This is a genomic window from Dyella sp. SG562 (assembly GCF_011759495.1).
GTDB lineage: Bacteria > Pseudomonadota > Gammaproteobacteria > Xanthomonadales > Rhodanobacteraceae > Dyella_D > Dyella_D marensis.
In genome coordinates this window covers 22462-40654 of sequence record NZ_JAAOYS010000009.1, presented here as the reverse complement: position 1 = coordinate 40654, position 18193 = coordinate 22462, and the positions used below count along the sequence as shown (strand labels likewise).

The window sequence follows — 18193 nt, the reverse complement described above, 5'->3', positions numbered from 1 at the left end:
GCTTTCATGTCCGTGATCCTCACCCTGCTGGCGGCCCTCATCGCCACCGGCGCCTGTGCCTACCATCGCAGCAGCCTGCGGACCTGGGCGATCGTCACCGTCGGCGCCACCCTGGTCGTGGGCCTGATCGCCGGCGCGCCGGCCACCACGGTCGTGCTGCTGATCCTCGAGCTGGTGGTCGCCGTGCCGCTGCTGATGATCGACTTCCGCCGCAAGAAGATCAGCGCGCCGCTGCTGAAGCTGTTCGCCAAGGTCACGCCGAAGCTGTCGGAAACCGAGCAGACCGCGCTGGAAGCCGGCACCGTCGGTTTCGAAGGCCAGCTGTTCTCCGGCAAGCCGGACTGGCACGAGCTGATGAAGCAGCCCAAGCCGGAGCTGAGCACCGAGGAACAGGCCTATATGGACGGCCCGGTGGAACAGCTGTGCGGCATGCTCAACGACTGGCAGATCACCCACGAGCTGGCCGACCTGCCGCCGGACGTCTGGGCCTTCATCAAGAAGCACAAGTTCTTCGGCATGATCATCCCGAAGCAGTACGGCGGCCTGGGCTTCTCCGCGCTGGCGCATTCGGCGGTGCTGCAGAAGCTGGCGACCATGTCGGCCACCGTGGCCTCCACCGTCGCCGTGCCCAATTCGCTCGGCCCGGCCGAGCTGCTGCTGCACTACGGCAGCGACGAGCAGAAGAACTACTACCTGCCGCGCCTGGCGGTGGGCGAGGAGATTCCCTGCTTCGCGCTTACCGGCCCGTATGCCGGCTCCGACGCCACCTCGATCACCGACTTCGGCATCGTCTGCAAGCAGACGGTGGACGGCGTCGAGACGCTCGGCATCCGCCTCACCTTCGACAAGCGCTACATCACGCTGGCGCCGATCGCCACCGTGGTCGGCCTGGCCTTCCGCATGTACGACCCGGAGAAGCTGCTGGGCGACAAGGAAGACCTGGGCATCACCCTGGCGCTGATTCCGCGCTCCACCGCGGGCCTGGAAATCGGCCGCCGCCACTTCCCGCTCAACATTCCGTTCCAGAACGGCCCGGTGCACGGCAAGGACATCTTCGTGCCGATGTCGGTGCTGATCGGCGGGCCGAGCATGGCCGGCCACGGCTGGCGCATGCTGGTGGAATGCCTGTCGGTAGGCCGCGCCATTTCGCTGCCGTCCAATGCCACCGGCGGCGTGCGTTCCGCCGTGGCCGCCACCGGAGCCTATGCGCGCATGCGCAAGCAGTTCGGTCTCTCCATCGCGCGTTTCGAAGGCGTGGAAGAAGCGCTCGCGCGCATCGGCGGCCTGACCTATGCCACCGCTGCGCTGTCGCGCGCCACGGCTGCCGCGGTGGACCGCGGCGAGAAGCCGGCCGTGCCGTCGGCCATCGCCAAGTACCACGCCACCGAGTGGGGCCGCATCATCGCCGGCGACGCCATGGACGTGCACGGCGGCAAGGCCGTGCAGCTGGGCCCGAAGAACTACGCCGGCCGCGCCTGGCAGGGCGTGCCGATCGCCATCACGGTGGAAGGCGCGAACATCATGACGCGCAGCCTGATGATCTTCGGCCAGGGCGCGATCCGCTGCCATCCGTACGTGCTGAAGGAAATGCAGGCGCTGTCGATCGCCGATTACGGCGACCGCCTGAAGACTTTCGACCGCCTGCTGTTCAGCCATATCGGCTTCGGCATTTCCAATGCGGTGCGCGCCTTCACCCTGGGCTTCACCGGTTCGCGCATCGGCGAGGCCGCGGGCGACGCCTACACGCGCCGCTACTACCGCAAGCTCGACCGCTATTCGGCCGCGCTGGCGCTGTGCGCGGACACCTTCATGGGCGTGCTCGGCGGCAAGCTGAAGTTCAAGGAGAAACTGTCGGCGCGCCTGGGCGACGTGCTGAGCTATCTGTACATCGCCAGCGCCATGCTCAAGCGCTACGAGGACACCGGCCGTCCGGAAGCGGACCGTCCGCTGCTGGCCTGGGCCTTCCACGAGTGCATGTGGCGTACGCAGATGGCGCTGGACGGCGCGATCCGCAACTTCCCGGTGCGCCCGGTCTCCTGGCTGCTGCGCGTGCTGGTGTTCCCGTTTGGCCGCCGCGAAGTGCCGCCGTCGGACCGCCTGGGCCGCCGCGTCGCCGCCATCATCACGGCGCCGGGCGAAGCGCGCGACCGCCTGCTGGAGTGGGTGTATCTCACCCCGACGGCGAACAACACGGTGGGCCGCATGAACGAGCTGCTGCCGGACGTGATCGCCGCCGAGCCGGTGGAGCGCAAGTTCCTCAAGGCGCAGAAGGCCGGCCAGTTCAAGTCGCACGACTACTTCGGCCAGCTGGCCGAGGCCGAGAAGGCCGGCATCATCGACAGCGCCGAGGCGGCCCTGCTCAAGCGCGTGCGCGAGGGCGTGTTCGAGTTCATCTCGGTCGACGATTTCGACCCGTCGGAACTGGGCGCGGCGAAGACCAAGGAAGAGATCAAGAAGCTCGCCGACGCGGCCTGAGCGTAGGTTGGGGTGAGCGCAGCGAACCCCAACAGACCACCCCGGTTACCGCGCCGTCGAGCGTGGTAACCGGAAGATCGGACGTATCGATGGCCTGGGAGGCTTGTTGGGGTTCGCTGCGCTCACCCCAACCTGCGGCGCCGTTCTTCAGGGGGCCATGACGCAGCGGTTCTTGCCGTCTTCCTTGGCCTTGTACAGCGCGCGGTCGGCGGCCTGGATCAGGTCCTCGTCGCTGCGCGCGTCGCCGCTCCACAGCGCGATGCCCTGGCTGGCGCTCACCTGCGCCACGAACGGACCGCGGCTGCCGTCCAGCGGGTAGGGCGCGGCCAGTTCGCCGCCCAGTTCCTGGCAGCGGTGCAGCAGTGCCGCGGCATCGGAGACGTCTTCCAGGATCAGCGCGAATTCGTCGCCGCCCAGGCGCGCGACGGTGTCGTTCGCGCGCAGCGCCGCGTGCAGGCGCGCGGCGATCGCGCGCAACAGCGCATCGCCGGCCGGATGCCCGTGGTCGTCGTTGATGCCCTTGAAGCCGTCGATGTCCAGCAGCACCAGCGCGAACGCCATGCCGTGGCGCGGCGCGCGTTGCATGGCGGTGCGCAGGCGGTCGTGGAACAGCACGCGGTTGGGCAGGCCGGTGAGCATGTCGTGGGTGGCCTGGTGGCGGATCTGCGCTTCCACCCGCTCGCGCTCGGCCATCTCGATGCCGAGCTGGCGGTTGCGCTCCGACAGCTCGTCCAGCGTGGCGCGCAACTGCGCGCGCGCTTCGTACAGCTCCAGGAACACGCGCACCTTCGACTGCAGGATGGCGTCGTTCACCGGCTTGGCGATGTAGTCCACCGCGCCGAAGCGGTAGCCCTTGAGCCGATGGAGGTCGTCCGCATAGGCCGCGGTGACGAAAATGATCGGGGTCTCCTGCAGCTGGCCGGATTCGCCCAGCAGCGAGGCCACCTCGAAGCCGTCCATGTCCGGCATGTTCACGTCCAGCAGGATCAGCGCGAACTCATGGTCCAGGCACATCGCCAGCGCCTGGTTGCCGCTGCTGGCTTCCAGCAGCTCGGCGCCGCAATCGGCCAGCAGCACGCGCATCGCCACCAGGTTGGCATGGGTGTCGTCGACGACGAGGATCTTGGGGCGGGCGATATTCATGCGAGACAGAGCCGGTTGAGCAGCGGCGGGATCTGCGCCAGGGGCAGGCAATGGTCGGCGCCGGCGCGCTCCAGCGCGGCCTGCGGCATGGTCGGTACTTCCGCGTCGCCGGGCTCCTGCACGATGGCGATGCCTCCCTGCGCGCGGATCGCCGCCAGTCCTTCGGCGCCGTCGCTGTTGGCGCCGGTGAGCACCACGCCGACCAGGCGTTCGCGGTACGCCTCGGCGGCGGAATCGAATAGTACGTCGATCGAGGGGCGCGCGTAGCTCACGCGCGGGTCCACGCTGAGCGCAAAGCGGCGGTCGTGCTCCAGCAGCAGGTGATAGCCGCTGGGCGCCACGTGCACCGTGCCGGGCGCCGGCAGTTCGCGCTCGCGCGCCTCGGTCACCGCCAGGCGGGTGTGCCGCGCCAGCAGCTCGCACATCAGCTCGACCGTGGCCGAGCCGGTATGGCAGCACACCAGCAGGGTCTGCGGCAGGCGTGGATCCAGTTGCGCCAGCAGCCGCTCCAGCGCGGTGAGGCCGCCGGCCGAGCATCCGATCGCGATGGCTTCCGGCGCCGCCACGTCAGGCCGCCTGCGGCGCCTTGGCGCCGAGCCGGTAGATGCGCAGGCCCGCGTCGACGGCGGTGAAATCCGCGGCGGAAGGCGCGAAATCCAGGCTTTCGCGCGTGCCCAGGCAAAGGAAGCCGCCGCGCACCAGGCTGTCGCGGAACAGGCCCAGGGTGCGGTCCTGCAGCGGGTCGGAGAAATAGATCAGCACGTTGCGGCACAGCACCAGGTGCGCTTCGCAGAACACTTCGTCGGTGACCAGGTTGTGGTTGGCGAAGATCACGTTGCGGCGCAGGCGGCTGTCCAGCTTCAGCAGTTCGTAGCGCGCGCTGTAGTAGTCGGCGAGCGTATGGCTGCCGCCGGCCGCCAGGTAGTTGCGCGACCACAGCTGCGCCTCGCGCGCCGGATAGATGCCTTCCTGCGCGTGGCGCAGCGCGGCTTCGTTGAAGTCGGTGGCGTAGATCTGGGTGCGCTCGTACAGCCCGGCTTCTTCCAGCAGGATGGCCAGCGAATAGACCTCCTGCCCGTGCGCGCAGCCGGCCTGCCAGATATTGATCTGCGGATACGACGCCAGCACCGGCAACACCTGCTGGCGCAGCGCGCTGAACACTTCCGGGTCGCGGAACATTTCCGACACCGGCACCGACAGGCCTTCCAGCACCTGCGCCAGGAACGCCGGTTCGTGCAGCAGGCGGCCGGTGAGCGCGCTGATGGTACCGGTGTGGTGGGCGATCACCAGCTGCTGCACGCGGCGCTTGAGCGAGGCCGGCGCGTACTGGCTGAAGTCGTAGCCGTGGCGCGCCTGCAGCGCGCGCACGAACAGCTCGACCTCGATGTCCTCGAGTTCGCCGTCCGTCCTGCCGGCGCCGCGCTCCTTCATCGGTGCAGCCACACGCGCAGCATCGACGACAGCTTGTCGATGTCGATCGGCTTGGAGAGGTAATCGTTGGCGCCGGCTTCCAGGCATTTCTCGCGGTCGCCGCGCATGGCCTTGGCGGTGAGCGCGATGATCGGCAGCTTGGCGAAGCGCGGCTGCGCGCGGATCTCGCGGATGGTGTCGTAGCCATCCATCACCGGCATCATGATGTCCATCAGCACCACTTCGACGCCGCTCTGCTCGTCCAGCGCCTTCAGCGCCTTCTGGCCGTCCTGCGCCATGTTCACCTGCATGCCCCAGCCGCGCAGCACCTTGGACAGCGCGAACAGGTTGCGCATGTCGTCGTCCACCAGCAGCACCTTGCGCCCGCCCAGCTCGCTGGGCATGCCGTTGACGGCCGGCGCGGGGGCGGCGGCCGGCGCGGCCGCGCGCGCGTGGCCGCCGCGGATGCTGTGCAGGAACAGGCTGACCTCGTCCATCAGGCGCTCCGGCGAGCGCGCGCCCTTGATCACGATGCTGTCGGTGTACTGGCGCAGCTTCAGGCTTTCCTCGCGGCTCAGGTCGCGGCCGGAGTAGATCACCACCGGTGGCGTGCTGCCGCCGGTGCCCAGGCGCTCGAGCAGCTCCATGCCGTCCATGCCGGGCAGGCCCAGGTCGAGCACGATGCAGTCGTAGCTGCCTTCGCCCAGGCGCTGCAGCGCTTCCTCCGCGCTGCCGGCCTCGTCGATGGTGACGTCGTCGCCGCGCAGCAGGGTGCGCATGGCCGAGCGCGAGTCGGCATCGTCGTCCACGATCAGCAGGCGCCGCGCCTGGCCCTCGGCGAAGTGCAGCAGGCGCTCGAACGCGCCGTCGATCGATTCGCGGCTGACCGGCTTGGTGAGGAAGCCCACCGCACCCAGCTCGCGTCCGCGGCTGGCGTCGTCCACCGCGGAAATGAAATGCACGGGGATATGCCGGGTAACCGCGTTCTCTTTCAGCCGCGCGATCACCGTCCAGCCGTCCATGCCCGGCAGCATCACGTCGAGCAGGATGCCGGTGGGGCGGAAGCGCTGCGCCAGCTGCAGGCCGGACTCGCCGTCGGCGGCGGCCAGCGCGCGGTAGCCCTTGCGGCGGACCATGTCGGCGAGGATGCGCGCGAACACCGGGTCGTCCTCCACGATGAGGATGGCGGTATCGCCCGCGGCCAGCGAGTCGCGGTCGTCCTCGATGGTTTCCGGCAGCAGCGCGCTGCTGACCGGCGCCGGCCTGGCTTCCATCGGCGCGCCCGGTGCCGGCGCGGGCGCGGCGCTGCCGTCGACGCTTTCGGGCAGCAGCATGGTGAAGGTGCTGCCGCGGCCTTCCTCGCTGTCCAGCACCACGCTGCCGCCCAGCAGCTCCACCAGCCGGCGCGAGATGGCCAGGCCCAGGCCGGTGCCGCCGTACTGGCGGCTGGTGCTGGCGTCGACCTGCTCGAAGGCGTTGAACACGCGCTCGGCCTTGGCGCGCGGAATGCCGATGCCGGTGTCGTGCACGGCGATGGCGATCGCGGGCTTGCCTTGCAGCGCCTCCGGCAGGGCCAGTCCGGACGGCGGGCGCGCGATGCGCACGGTCACGCCGCCCTGGTGGGTGAACTTGAAGGCGTTGCCCACCAGGTTGTTGGCCACCTGTTCGAGCTTGGCGGCATCGGTGTGGATGCTGGCCGGTACGCCGGGCTCGATCTCCACGCGGAATTCCAGGCCTTTTTCCTGCGCCACGTGCGCGAAGGTGCGCTTGAGCGTGCGCTCCAGGTCGGCCAGCGGCAGGTCGGCCAGCACCAGTTCCATCTTGCCGGCTTCGACCTTGGACAGATCCAGGATGTCGTTGATCAGGCGCAGCAGGTTGCTGCCGGAGTCGTGGATGATGCGCGCCGACTCCACCTGCTCGCCGTCGAGATTGCCCTCGCGGTTCTCGGCCAGGCTGCGCGACAGGATCAGCAGGCTGTTCAGCGGCGTGCGCAGCTCGTGCGACATGTTGGCGAGGAACTCCGACTTGTACTGGCTGGCGCGGGCCAGCTCGTCGGCTTTTTCCTGGGTTTCGTGCTGCAGCACCTCGAGCAGGTGCTTCTGCTGGTTGAGCGTCTCGGTCTTCTGGCGCAGTTCCTCGTTGCTGGCCTGCAGCTCCTCGGTCTGTACGCGCAGCTCTTCCTCGGAGGCCAGCAGCCGCTGCGACTGCTCCTGCAGTTCGCGCGTCTTGAGGTTGAGCTCTTCGTTGCTGGCCTGCAGTTCGTGCTGCTGGTTGCGCAGCGTTTCCTCGGAGGCGCGCAGCTCGTCGGCCTGTTCGCGCGTGCGGTTGAGCAGGTCCTTGGTGCGCAGGGCGCGGCCGAGGTTTTCCAGCGACAGCGCGGCGATCGGCAGCAGTTCGTCGAGCAGGCTCTGCTGCGGGCCGCTGAGGTGCTGGAAGCTGGCCAGTTCCAGCACGCCCAGCAGCTTGTCGCGCGACAGCAGCGGCAGCACGGCGATGCTGCGCGGCGCCGCTTCGCCGGTACCGGAATGGATGCGCACGTAGTCGTCCGGCACGTCCTGCAGCACGATTGCCTGGCGCTCCAGCGCGCACTGGCCGACCAGGCCCTCGCCCGGCGCGTAGCTGGTGCTGAGGTGGCGCCGCTCGCGGTAGCCGTAGCTGCCCTGCAGCTCGAGCTGGTTGCGTTCCTCGTCGAAGGCGTAGAACACGCCCACGCCGGCCTGCAGCAGCGGCACCAGGGTGCCGGTGAGGCGGTTGCCGAACTCGCGCTGGTCGTCCACCTTCTGCAGCTCGCCGGCGATCTCCGACACGTTGCCCTTGACCCAGGTCTGCGCCGCCGTCTCGATCGCCATCTGCTTGAACACCTGCAGCGCGCGGGCGATCTCGCCGATCTCGTCGCGGCGTTCGGTCTGGCGGATCTCCACCGTGTGGTCGTGCTGGGCCAGCCGGCTCATCAGGTCGGTCATGCGGCGCAGCGGCCGCGTGATCAGGCGGAAGGTGAAGCGCACCACCACCAGGCCGAACAGCAGGGCCAGCAGCATGGCGCCCCAGGTCACCGCGCGCACGAACACCTCGTCGCGGCCCTGCGTGACTTCGCGCTCGCCGAGCAGGGTAGCTTCGGTGGTGTCCATCTGGTCGATCAGGTCGATCAGGTCGGCGCTTGTCACCGTGCGGTGGTCCATGTAGCTGGACTGGACACGCGCGCGCTCCAGCGCGAGCTGGGTGGCATCGGCGCCCTTGACCGCGTCGATCGCCTCGATGCCATGCTGCTGCGCTTCCTGCTGCCATTGCCGGGTCAGCGTCTGCACGCGGTCCAGCCGGGTCTGCTGCAAGGGGTTGTCGGCGGTGAGCCGGCGCACCGCGTCGATGCCGTCCTGCGAGTGGCGATTGCCCGCCTTGAAGCTATCCAGTTCCTTGCGGTTCTGCGTGAGCAGGTAGCCGCGCACCGCGGCCTGGCTGTTCTGCAGGCCTTCGATGATGTCGTTCAGCGCGGCGCGCACTTCGAAGGTGTGGCGCGACCATTGCCAGCTGTCGTCCTGCCGGTTCAGCGAGAGCAGGGTGACCGAGCCGCAGATCACGAACAGCGCGATCAGGCTGCCGATGGCCAGGAGGATCTTGCGCTGGATCGGCTGGTGCGCGAGCCAGGAATACTGGCGGGGGACGGTGGTGGCCATGCGGGTTCCCTGTATCGATGGCCCGGCGCACAGCCTTCTGCCAGGCGTTCGGCGCAGGGTAGCGCAGCGGGCGTCAGCCCGGTGTGGTCGGTGTGGCCGATGCGGTCGGGGGAATGCGCCGCTGCCATGCCGGCGGCACGATCGAGCCGCGGCGCAGCGCCATCGCCAGCAGCACGCCGCTGAGCGAGGTGCACACCAGCAGGGCCACCACCGAGGCCTCGGCGCCGAAGTCGCCGCCGCTGAGCCAGCCTGGGCCGGTCATCTTCGCCACCAGGAAGCCATCCGGCGGCAGGCCGGATACGGCGATGCCGAACACGGTGCCCTGCAGCACGTTCCAGGCCAGGTGCATGCCCGCGCAGATCCACAGCGAGCGGGTGACGTGATAGAGCAGGCCCAGCAGGATGCCGGCCTCGATCGCGATCGAGAGCGAGCTCCATAGCGTGGCGCCGGGATTGTTCAGATGCACGGCGCCGAAGAACAGCGCCGAAATGGCCAGCGACCACCAGGTGCCCAGCCCTTCCTCGACGATGCGGAACAGCACGCCGCGGAACAGGATCTCCTCGCCCAGCCCGGCCCCGACGCCCACCACCAGCACGGCCGGCGCCCAGTCGGCGGCGGGGTTGGTGTGCAGCACGTGGTAGCTGCCCAGCAGCCACAGCACGGCCACGGTGAGGCTCATCAGGCCGATGCCGATGGCCAGGCCCAGGCCGCCCTGCGCGGGCAGGCGGCGCAGCGACAGCTCGGCGACGGAACGGCTTTCCACGCCGCGCACCAGGATCAGGTAGGCGACCAGGGCCGGCAGCAGGCGCCCGATCATCTCGGCCACGGCGCGCAGCAGCGGATCGGCGTCCTTGGCACTCCAGCCCAGCACATGGAACACCGAGCCGACCACGAAGCCCGCGGCGATCATCGTCACTACGAAGTTGACGATGCGCCCCAGCGGCGAGAACACCAGCCGGCGTTGCCAGACGGTGGCGTGGGCGGGGGGGACGAAGGCCAGTTGGGAGTTAGCGTCCATGCGTTCCTTGAAGAAGGTTCCTTGAAGAACGTTCTTTGAAATATCAGACGTCGACGGAGGCGGCGTGCTCGCGCGTGGCCGAGAAGCGTACCTGCGGCCAGCGCTCCTGCGCCAGCTGCAGGTTGACCCGCGACGGCGCCAGGTAGACCAGCTCGCCGGCCGCGTCCACCGCCAGGTTCATGGCGTTCTTCTCGCGGAATTCCTCCAGCTTCTTTTCATCGCCGCAGTGCACCCACCGCGCCGTGGCTACGCCCACCGGCTCGAACGCGGCGTCGACGCCGTATTCGTCCTTCAGGCGGTACGCCACCACGTCGAACTGCAGCACGCCCACCGCGCCCAGCACCAGGTCGTTGCTCATCAGCGGGCGGAAGAACTGCGTGGCGCCTTCTTCCGAGAGCTGCGCCAGGCCCTTCTGCAACGCCTTCATCTTGAGCGGATCGCGCAGGCGCGCGCGGCGGAACAATTCCGGCGCGAAGTTGGGGATGCCGGTGAACGACACCGGCTCGCCTTCGCTGAAGGTGTCGCCGATGCTGATGGTGCCGTGGTTGTGCAGGCCGATCACGTCGCCGGGGAAGGCGCTTTCGACGATCTCGCGGTCGCTGGCCATGAAGGTGAGCGCGTTGGCGATGCGCACTTCCTTGCCGGTGCGGGTCTGGATCATCTTCATGCCGGCGGTATAGGTGCCCGAGCACACGCGCATGAAGGCCACGCGGTCGCGGTGCGCCGGGTCCATGTTGGCCTGGATCTTGAACACGAAGCCGGTGAGTTTTTCCTCGGTCGGCTCGATCTCGCGGCTGAGCGTGGCGCGCGGCTTGGGCGAGGGCGCGTGCTCGACGAAGAAGTCCAGCAGCAGCTGCACGCCGAAGTTGTTCACCGCCGAGCCGAAGAACACCGGCGTGAGCTTGCCGGCCAGGTACTGCTGCAGGTCGAACGGATGCGAGGCGCCCTGCACCAGTTCCAGTTCGTCGCGCAGTTCCTTCATCGCCTCGGCGCCGATGGCGGCTTCGAGGCCGGGCGCGTCGAGGCCCTTGAAGATGGTCGAATCCTGCCGCGTGAAGTTCTTGCCCGGCTCGAACACATGCACTTCGTCCAGCAGCATGTGATAGACGCCCTTCAGGCGCTTGCCCATGCCGATCGGCCAGGTCAGCGGCGCGCAGGCGATGCCGAGCACCGATTCCACTTCGTCCAGCAGCTCGATCGGCGAGCGGCCTTCGCGATCGAGCTTGTTGATGAAGGTCATGATCGGCGTGTCGCGCAGGCGGCACACCTCCATCAGCTTGATGGTGCGTTCCTCCACGCCCTTGGCGCAGTCGATCACCATCAGCGCGGAGTCCACCGCGGTGAGCACGCGGTAGGTGTCTTCCGAGAAGTCCGCGTGGCCGGGGGTATCGAGCAGATTGACGATCTTGCCTTCGTACGGGAACTGCATCACCGACGAGGTGACCGAGATGCCGCGCTCCTTTTCCAGCGCCATCCAGTCCGAGGTGGCATGGCGCGCAGCCTTGCGCCCCTTCACCGAGCCGGCCATCTGGATGGCGCCGCCGAACAGCAGCAGCTTTTCCGTGAGCGTGGTCTTGCCGGCGTCAGGGTGGCTGACGATGGCGAAGGTGCGGCGGCGGAGGGTTTCGTCGAGGTGGGTGTACATGGCGGGGCGGCTGGAGATGCGAAACCACTAATGATACCAGTGCTTCTACCGCTCTCTGGAGCCTAGCGGCCTTCGAGGTAAGCCGCCTTGAGCAGGCGTTCGCTGCGCATCACGTAAAGAATGACCACCTCGCCCTCGTCGACCCGGTAGAACACCCGGCAGGGCGGCTCGATGATCTGGCGATAGCGCCAGCCTTTCAGTTCGGGCGGCTTCGAACCGCTGTTCGGATGTTCGGCCAGCTGGTCTACGTGATCGAAGATTCGCTGCACCAGCGCCTGGGCGGCCTGCGGGTCGTCCAGGGCGATGTAGTCGGCGATTTCGTCCAGTTCGGCCAGCGCAGGCTCGGTCCAGCGGATGGCGTGAGGCGTTACTTCAGCCATCTCGCCATGCGCGCCTTGGCCTGTGCCTGGGACAGGCTTCGACCTTCCTCGTGAGCGCGCTCGCCTCTGGCAATGCCTTCCAGCAGGGTCATGCGCTGCTGAAGTTTCTCGAAGGAGGCAACGTCGATCAGGTAGGCGCTGGGCACGCCGTGCTGGGTGATCAGAATGGGTTCGCGGTCGCGCTCCAGCTCGCCGAGCAGCTCGGTGGCTTGGCGCTTGAGCGTGGTGACAAGTTCGGTGCGCATGAAAGTGATACTAAAGTGTCACTTCAGCCAGTGCAACCCGAGGGGCTATTCAGGAGCTGCCGATCCTTCCAGCGCCACCCGCCGCCGCTCCAGGCTCTCCGCCGTCCACACCTCGCTGCGCCGGTAGAACTCCGGCACCGCTCGCGCGCCCTCCGGAATCACCACCCACGGCTGCTTGCTGGCGGTGAAGACGTGGATGTCCGGCGGCAGGCGGTCCGGGTCGTCCAGGGTGCCGACCCGCACGTAGGCGAAGGTGGCGCCGCCGCCGGCGTAGTGGCTCCACAGGGCGACCATGCAGTCCGGGCAGCGGGCGACCTGCTGGCCCTTGCCGCTGAAGCTGGGGATGGTTTCGACGAGCGGGCGGCCGCGCAGCAGGCGCAGGCGGTCGGTTTCGATCATGGCGTTGAGGGCGAAGGCGGCGCCGCTTTCGCGCTGGCACCAGCGGCAGTGGCAGCAGTGCACGATCAGCGGGCCGCTGCCGAGGCGGTAGCGGACTTCGCCGCAGGTGCAGCCCCCGTCCAGGGGCGGGAACTCGACCGCCATCGCACTGGCTCCCGAGATTCGGACGGCCCAGCCTACTCGACCAGCAGGTCCTCGTAGAAGGCGCCGTAGGGCTCGCTGGGGTGGGCGATCTGGATCTCCAGGATCCACAGGCCGCCGGACGGGGCCTGCTCCAGCGTGCCCAGGTCGCCGGCCTTGTGGATGGCGTGGGGGAAATCGCCCACGCGGTGGCCCTTGATGGCGTGGTTGAGGCGCCAGCCCATCGCTTCGGCCCGCTCGGCGGCGAAGGCGTACAGCGCCTCGCCGCTCAGGCCCCGGGTGCGCCAGGCCGCGGCCACTTCGTCGAACAGGGTGCGGGCGGCCTCGGCGCAGGCCTGCCTGGCCGGATCGGCGCCGGTGGTGAAAGTGTCGCCGACGTCGCCCTCGTGGCCGTCGAAGACCAGGCCCAGGTCGATGAAATAGATGTCGTCCGCGCCCAGCCGCAGCGCCGGGTCGGAGGCTTCGCGGAAGGTCTTGAGGGTGTTGGCGCCGATGCGGATCACCACCGGGTGCCACAGCCGCTCCAGCCCATGGGCGCGGAACACCTCGGCGGCCTCGGTCCGGGCTTCTTCCTCGCTGATGCCCGGGCGCATGCGCTCGCGGATGCCCTGCAGCACGGCCCAGCTGCGCTCGCGGGCGCGCAGCATCAGGGCGGGGTCGTAGGGGGCGCCGACAGCTTCGCGCGGGGTCGCGGTCATGGCGCTCAGATCCACAGCAGGATCAGGCCCAGCGCCGCCGGCACGGCCTGGAACAGCAGGATGCGGCGCGAGGCGGTAAAGCCGCCGTAAAGCCCGGCCACCAGTACGCAGCCCAGGAAGAAGCGCGCCACGGCGAGGCCGTCCGTGCCCAGCCACAGCGACCACAGCAGGCCGGCGCTGAGAAAGCCGTTGTACAGGCCCTGGTTGGCGGCGAGCACCTTCGATTGCGCGGCGAATTCCGCGGTGGTGCCGAAGGCCTTGCGGCCGGCGGGCTTGTCCCACAGGAACATTTCCAGCACCAGGAACCATACGTGCAGCACGGCGACCAGGGCGATGACGATTTGGGCGGCAATGGACACGGCGGCTCCTTGGTTGAACATCCATTGTAGGTTGGGGTGAGCCATCGGCGAACCCCAACCTACGCCTTGCGGAAGGTCACCACCAGCACGTCGCGGTGCGCGGCCCGGCCGGGGTCGCGCGGCATCACCGGCGTCACCCCGTGGAACACCCGCGCATCGTCCACCAGCGCCGCATCCAGCGGGTGGGTGAGGGTGAAGCTGCCCAGCAGGCTGCCGTCGGCGGTGTGGATGGTAGTGGTGCCGCTTTCGATGTTCTCGCGGTCCACCAGCAGCACCAGCACGTAATCCACCCCGTCGCGGTGCACGCCCTCGGGCGTGGGCTCGCCGGCCAGCCCGGCGCGGGCCTCGATGCGGAACTGGTGCACCTCCACCTGCCACTGCGCCACCTGCGGCGCCAGCGCGCCGAAGAAATCGCGGGCGAAGGCCAGGATGCGCTGCAGGCTGGGGCCTTCGGCAATGGCCGGGAGTACCGGCTCGAACCAGCGTTCGATGCCGCCCTGCAGATTGTTGTAGTCCAGGCTCTGGTAGTGCGGCTGCCGCGGGCGCAGCTCGAACGGCCCCGCCGCGCCGGCCGCGAACACCGCATGGCGGCGGCGCCGGTGGCGGCCCTTGGCGGCCAGGTAATCGTCCGGGCCCAGCGCGTTCCAGCTGTCGGCGAATGCGGCCCAGTCCGCCATCGCCTGCCGGGAGCCGTCTTCCAGCAGGCGCTCCATTGCCAGGTGGGTGGCGAAGGCAAAGCCGTCGCGCTGGAGCAGCTCGCGCAGGGCCGGGGCGGACGCGGCCTGGTGTTCGGGGGCGGTCATGGACATCCCGGGGAGTGGGAAAGCGGCCAAGCATAGCGCCGACGCAGGCGCGGCACATGGCCGGCAGCTGGCGTGCCGCAGGGCTGCTGGCGCCTTGTCTGGCGCGGCCTGGCGGGTTTGTGCGAATAATCTTGAACCGATTGGGCGTGTAGACGTTTAGACGGCCAAACTATTGACACGGCCGAGCGGGCGCCGATACAGTCCGCATCACTCATCGAGACCGGCTGAGGGACAGGCCCTTTGAAGCCGGGGCAACCTGCGGGATTTCCCGCCACGGTGCCAACTCCTGCGGAGGCGCAATCAGGCGCCGCCGAGAGATGGGCGAGCTTCGTGCCGGCACTCATGCCGGCGGCGTGGCGACCTCTCTCCGATCCGCAGGGCGATGCCCGAACCGGAGAGCGAGATGTCCAGCCAGCCCCAGCCCGTCACCAGCGCCACTGCCCCCTGTACCCAGGCGGGCGTTGTCCGCGCGGACCTCACGACGCAGCGCAGCTCCCGCCGCATCCGTCTCTCGCCCAAGTACGGCAGCCGTCCCTGCGAAGTCGACGTGCGCTACCTGTGGTGCGGCGCGCCGGACGCGCCCACCGTGATCGTGCAGGGCGGCATCTCCGCCAACCGCGACGTGGTGGCGCTGGACGACGAAGCCGCCCCCGGCTGGTGGCAGGAAGCCGTCGGCGCCGGCCGCCCGATCGACCTCGACCGCTACCGCGTGCTGTGCATCGACTGGCTGACCCCGGCCGAACTCGACGGCGCCACCGCCGTCTCCAGCGAAGACCAGGCCGACGCCCTGGCCGCCCTGGTCGAGGCGCTGGGCATCGTGCGCGTGCATGCCTTCATCGGTTCTTCCTACGGCGCCATGGCCGGCCTGGCCTTCGCCGCGCGCCACCCCTATGCGCTGGACCGCCTGGTGCTGCTGGCCGGCGCGCACCGCCCGCATCCGCTGGCCACCGCGCAGCGCGCCGTGCAGCGCGGCATCGTGCGGCTGGGCCTGGAGACCGGGCAGCCGGAGCAGGCGCTGTCGCTGGCGCGCCAGCTGGCCATGACCACCTACCGCGGCAGCGAGGAATTCTCGCGCCGTTTCACCGCCGCGCCGGAATTCCGCGAGGGGCGCTTCCATTTCCCGGTCGAGGACTACCTGGTGCACCAGGGCCGCCGCTTCGTCGAGCGTTTCGACGTGGAGCGCTTCCTCGCCCTGTCCGAATCGATCGACCTGCACGACGTGACGCCGGAGCGCATCGCCGCGCCCGCCACGCTGATCGGTTTTCCGTCCGATCGCCTGGTGCCGCTGTCGGACCTGTGCGAACTGCAGCGCCGCCTGCATGGCCCGGCCACGCTCGAGGTGCTCGAGTCGCCGTACGGCCACGACGCCTTCCTCAAGGAAACCCATCGCCTCGCGCCGCTGCTGCGCGAAGCGCTGGCCTGAACCCATTCGTCCCCACGCCCTTGCGCACCAGCAACAAGAAACGGAGATCACCATGAGCGACACCACCGCCCCCTGTAGCACCAGCACCTGCGCGGTGCGCGCCGGCATCGAGTCGGACACCCAGCACGGCGCGGTGGTGCCGCCGCTGCACCTGTCGACCAACTACGCCTTCGAAGGCCTGGGCGGCAAGCGCGCCTACGACTACTCGCGCAGCGGCAACCCCACGCGCGACCTGCTCGGCAATGCGCTGGCCGAACTGGAACAGGGCGCGGGCGCGGTGGTGACGGCCAGCGGCATGGCGGCGGTGGCGCTGGCGCTGGAACTGGTGCCGGCGGGCGGCCGCGTGCTGGCCGCGCACGACTGCTACGGCGGCACCTGGCGCCTGCTCGACGCCTGGGCCAAGAAGGGCCGCTTCACGCTCGACTTCGTCGACCTCACCGACAGCGTGGCGCTGGCCGCCGGCCTGGCCGGCAAGCCTTCGCTGGTGTGGGTGGAGACGCCGTCCAACCCGCTGCTGCGCATCACCGACATCCGCCACGTGGCACAGGCCGCGCATGCCGCCGGTGCGCTGGTGGTGGTGGACAACACCTTCCTCTCGCCCGCGCTGCAGCAGCCGCTGGTGCTGGGCGCGGACGTGGTGGTGCATTCCACCACCAAGTACATCAACGGCCACAGCGACGTGGTGGGCGGCGCGGTGATCGCGCGCGACCAGGCGGTGGCCGACCAGCTGAAGTGGTGGGGCAACTGCAATGGCCTGACCGGTGCGCCGTTCGACAGCTTCCTCACCCTGCGCGGCCTGCGCACGCTGAGCGTGCGCCTGCGCCAGCACCAGGAAAACGCGCAGCGCATCGCCGACCTGCTCGACGGCCATGCCGCCGTGCGCAAGGTCTACTACCCGGGCCTGGAAAGCCACTCCGGCCACGCCCTGGCCGCGCGCCAGCAGGCCGGCTTCGGCGCCATGCTGAGCTTCGAGCTGGAAGGCGAGGTGGCGCAGATCGAAGCCTTCGTCAACGAGCTGCGGTATTTCTCGCTGGCTGAATCGCTGGGTGGCGTGGAAAGCCTGATCGCGCACCCGGCCTCCATGACCCATGCCTCGATGGCGCCGGAAGCGCGCCGCACCGCCGGCATCGCCGACAGCCTGCTGCGCATCTCGGTGGGCATCGAAGACGGCGACGACCTGGTGCGCGATATCGACGCCGCCCTGGGCCGTGCGTTCGCCTCGCTGGCCAACAAACGCCGGGTGACCGCATGAGCGCGGTGCTGGCGGAAGCGGACGTCCGGACGTCCAAGCCCGCCGCGGCCGCCAGCGGCACGGCCATCGTGCTGCTCGGCACCGGCGTGGTCGGCGGCGCGCTGCTCAAGCTGCTCAATACCCCGGCCGCCGCTTCGCTGCGCCTGGTGGCCGCGGCGAACTCGCGCCGCCAGCAGACCGATCCCCATCAACTGGCCGACCGCGCCCTGCGCGAGAAGCTCAAGAGCCATGGCGAGCCGCGCGACGACGCAGCCCTGCTGCGCGCGCTGGACGGCAGCGGCGCGGCGGTGAAAGTCATCATCGACGCCACCGCCAACGCCAGCCTTGCCGCACGCCACGCCGACTGGCTGGCGCGCGGCTATCACGTGGTCACCGCCAACAAGGCGCTGGCCGGCGGCGAGCTGCCCGGCTGGCGCGCGCTGCAGGCAGCGATAACCGAAGGCGGCCGCTACGGCGACTCCGCCACGGTGGGCGCCGGCCTGCCGGTGCTGTCCACCCTGCGCCGCCTGCGCCGCTGCGGCGATGCGCTGCTCACGCTGGAAGGCGTGTTCTCCGGTTCGCTGTCCTACCTGTTCAACCAGTACGACGGCAGCCAGCCGTTCTCCGCGCTGCTACGCGAGGCGCGCAAGCTGGGCTATACCGAACCCGACCCGCGTTCCGACCTTTCCGGCGAAGACGTGGCGCGCAAGCTGCTGATCATCGCGCGCAATGCGGGCTTTGCGCTGGGCCCCGACGAAGTGGACGTCGAAAGCCTGGTGCCCGAGGCGTTGCGCAACGTGGACACCGATACCTTCCTCGCCCGCCTGGAAGAACTCGACGAACCGCTGGCGCGCCGCCATGCCGAGGCGAAGGCGCGCGGCGGCGTGCTGCGTTTCCTGGCGCGGCTCAACCAGCGCGGCAAGGCGCGCGTCGGCCTGGTCGAAGTGCCGGCGACGCACCCAGCGGCGCGGCTGTACGGCACGGACAACCAGTTCGCCCTCACCACCACGCGCTACCACTCGCAGCCGCTGGTGATCCAGGGGCCGGGCGCGGGGCCGGAGGTGACGGCGCAGGCGTTGTTGGGTGATGTGCTGGCGCTGGCCTGACCTCGACGTAGGTTGATGTTGGGGTTCGCCGTTGGCTCACCCCAAC

Annotated in this window: 16 protein-coding genes and 1 riboswitch; of the genes, 4 read left to right on the top strand and 12 right to left on the bottom strand. The window is 69.3% G+C overall.

The genetic code is table 11. The features are described 5' to 3' along the window. Window positions 1–6: 6 nt before the first annotated feature. Window positions 7–2475 (top strand): acyl-CoA dehydrogenase, encoded by a 2469-nt coding sequence (locus FHW84_RS16290; protein WP_167257035.1) that lies wholly within the window; start codon window positions 7–9, stop codon window positions 2473–2475. Window positions 2476–2622: 147 nt separating this feature from the next. On the opposite strand, the gene FHW84_RS16285 is transcribed toward FHW84_RS16290, so the two are convergent. The 12 genes from FHW84_RS16285 to FHW84_RS16230 form a co-directional block, all read right to left on the bottom strand. Further along, window positions 2623–3618, bottom strand: a complete 996-nt coding sequence (locus FHW84_RS16285) for a diguanylate cyclase (protein WP_167257034.1) — start codon at window positions 3616–3618, stop codon at window positions 2623–2625. After that, complete coding sequence (locus FHW84_RS16280; RefSeq protein ID WP_167257033.1) at window positions 3615–4184, bottom strand: chemotaxis protein CheB; 570 nt, start codon at window positions 4182–4184, stop codon at window positions 3615–3617. The genes FHW84_RS16285 and FHW84_RS16280 overlap by 4 nt, the downstream gene beginning before the upstream one ends. 1 nt (window position 4185) lies before the next feature. Continuing rightward, a complete protein-coding gene (locus FHW84_RS16275) occupies window positions 4186–5049 on the bottom strand; it encodes a protein-glutamate O-methyltransferase CheR (RefSeq protein WP_167257032.1) in 864 nt (287 codons plus the stop codon). Next, window positions 5046–8699: a response regulator gene (locus tag FHW84_RS16270; protein ID WP_167257031.1), complete on the bottom strand. Its 3654-nt coding sequence runs from the start codon at window positions 8697–8699 to the stop codon at window positions 5046–5048. The genes FHW84_RS16275 and FHW84_RS16270 overlap by 4 nt, the downstream gene beginning before the upstream one ends. Window positions 8700–8772: 73 nt before the next feature. After that, complete coding sequence (locus FHW84_RS16265) at window positions 8773–9717, bottom strand: type II CAAX endopeptidase family protein (protein ID WP_167257030.1); 945 nt, start codon at window positions 9715–9717, stop codon at window positions 8773–8775. A gap of 43 nt (window positions 9718–9760) precedes the next feature. Beyond that, a complete protein-coding gene (locus FHW84_RS16260) occupies window positions 9761–11362 on the bottom strand; it encodes a peptide chain release factor 3 (RefSeq protein ID WP_167257029.1) in 1602 nt (533 codons plus the stop codon). 62 nt (window positions 11363–11424) lie between these two features. After that, window positions 11425–11742: a type II toxin-antitoxin system RelE/ParE family toxin gene (locus FHW84_RS16255; protein WP_167257028.1), complete on the bottom strand. Its 318-nt coding sequence runs from the start codon at window positions 11740–11742 to the stop codon at window positions 11425–11427. Continuing rightward, window positions 11730–11987: a type II toxin-antitoxin system prevent-host-death family antitoxin gene (locus FHW84_RS16250; protein ID WP_167257027.1), complete on the bottom strand. Its 258-nt coding sequence runs from the start codon at window positions 11985–11987 to the stop codon at window positions 11730–11732. Before FHW84_RS16250 ends, FHW84_RS16255 begins: the two co-directional genes overlap by 13 nt. 45 nt (window positions 11988–12032) lie before the next feature. After that, window positions 12033–12530: a GFA family protein gene (locus tag FHW84_RS16245; RefSeq protein ID WP_167257026.1), complete on the bottom strand. Its 498-nt coding sequence runs from the start codon at window positions 12528–12530 to the stop codon at window positions 12033–12035. Between the two features lie 32 nt (window positions 12531–12562). Continuing rightward, entirely contained in the window at window positions 12563–13225 is a 663-nt protein-coding gene (locus FHW84_RS16240) for a M24 family metallopeptidase (RefSeq protein ID WP_167257025.1), read from the bottom strand. Between the two features lie 5 nt (window positions 13226–13230). Continuing rightward, window positions 13231–13584 carry a DUF1304 domain-containing protein gene (locus tag FHW84_RS16235; protein ID WP_167257024.1) on the bottom strand — a complete coding sequence of 118 codons (354 nt, stop codon included), beginning with the start codon at window positions 13582–13584 and terminating at the stop codon, window positions 13231–13233. A 59-nt stretch (window positions 13585–13643) separates the two neighbouring features. Continuing rightward, on the bottom strand, window positions 13644–14387 hold the full coding sequence (locus FHW84_RS16230) for a 2OG-Fe dioxygenase family protein (protein WP_167257023.1): 744 nt from the start codon (window positions 14385–14387) through the stop codon (window positions 13644–13646). A gap of 208 nt (window positions 14388–14595) precedes the next feature. Continuing rightward, a riboswitch (SAM riboswitch) is annotated at window positions 14596–14711 on the top strand. A gap of 79 nt (window positions 14712–14790) precedes the next feature. On the opposite strand from FHW84_RS16230, the gene FHW84_RS16225 reads away from it, so the two are divergent. Genes FHW84_RS16225 through FHW84_RS16215 form a run of 3 tightly spaced genes read left to right on the top strand, consistent with a single transcriptional unit; the run spans window position 14791 to window position 18147 of the window. Next, window positions 14791–15810 (top strand): homoserine O-succinyltransferase, encoded by a 1020-nt coding sequence (locus tag FHW84_RS16225; protein ID WP_167257022.1) that lies wholly within the window; start codon window positions 14791–14793, stop codon window positions 15808–15810. 46 nt (window positions 15811–15856) lie between these two features. After that, on the top strand, window positions 15857–17062 hold the full coding sequence (metB, locus tag FHW84_RS16220; protein ID WP_167257208.1) for a cystathionine gamma-synthase: 1206 nt from the start codon (window positions 15857–15859) through the stop codon (window positions 17060–17062). After that, a complete protein-coding gene (locus FHW84_RS16215; protein ID WP_167257021.1) occupies window positions 17059–18147 on the top strand; it encodes a homoserine dehydrogenase in 1089 nt (362 codons plus the stop codon). Before metB ends, FHW84_RS16215 begins: the two co-directional genes overlap by 4 nt. Window positions 18148–18193: the final 46 nt, after the last annotated feature.